General features: G+C 72.2%; 1 protein-coding gene. It reads left to right on the forward strand.

Features of this window, described 5'->3' with window-relative positions:
• A complete protein-coding gene (locus ABD951_RS28780) occupies positions 1-105 on the forward strand; it encodes a hypothetical protein (RefSeq protein ID WP_425569982.1) in 105 nt (34 codons plus the stop codon).
• The last annotated feature ends 877 nt before the right edge of the window (positions 106-982 follow it).

The raw sequence follows: 982 nt of genomic DNA on the forward strand, positions 1-982 counted from the left end.
ATCAAGGCCGGGGAGATCGCGGGGGAGGTCGGCATCCCGTCGGCCCGGCGGCTGGCGGGGTTGGGGTGGCGGCAGCGTGAGGAGTTGATCGCCCGTCTGGCCTGACCGGTTTGCACGGGCCGGGAAGGTATGGGTCCGGGGCGGGGGAACGCCTGCGGCGAGAGATCGGGGGTGTGCGGGTTCTTCCGCCGCCGCGGGTGCGTGGCGGCTCGGCGATTCGCGCGACCACCGGTCGTCGACCAACCGGCGATGCACGGGCCGACGACGGGGCGTGCGGGGGTGGCCCGTCGTGCTCGGGCCTACGGCACCCGCCGACTCCGCCTCACGCAACACCCGACGGAGTCGACGGCGACGCCGACGAGTGTGACCGATTGGCCACCCAACGGGACGCTCTCGACGCGGTGGACCTCGACCCCGTGCACCACGAAGCGGAATGGGGCCGCATCCACCGGCAGCTCGGCCGATGGCAGCCACCTCGCCGACGCACGAACAGCGCCGGTTGATCTGCGGCTACCCTCCGCAGCCCAACCGGCGCTGCCGACAACTCTACCCGATAGACTCGCTCATATGTTCGAGTCGTGGGGCGGTGGGGTTCGCCCCGCCGTCACACCGCGTCGTCGACCCTCCGACGCTGGTGATCGTGCACATCGCCACCGCCATCGGCCATACCGACGCACACCCGGCGAACACCCTGCCGCTGTGCGTCCGCGCCGAAGGGCTTGCACTCGACCTCCGAGTCCACGGCAGGCTGTCGGCCTGGGCCCGCACCACCGGGGGTGGGTGGCTCTGCAGGGTCGCCTTCGCGATTCCCACCGGCAAGGGCCGCGGGTACCTCGACGTCGATCAGTGGGTACCGGCCTGCGCCGTCCGGCCCTGTCGTCGGTGAGGGTGTGGCCGGATCCCGGCTCGTGCATGGTGAGATGCGCAGCGCACGCGCCCCGAAAGGGGCCGGTCGGGTTCACGGCGGCCGGATCCGGGACCT

The organism is Rhodococcus olei (assembly GCF_039540555.1).
In the GTDB taxonomy this organism is placed as follows: domain Bacteria; phylum Actinomycetota; class Actinomycetes; order Mycobacteriales; family Mycobacteriaceae; genus Rhodococcus_G; species Rhodococcus_G olei.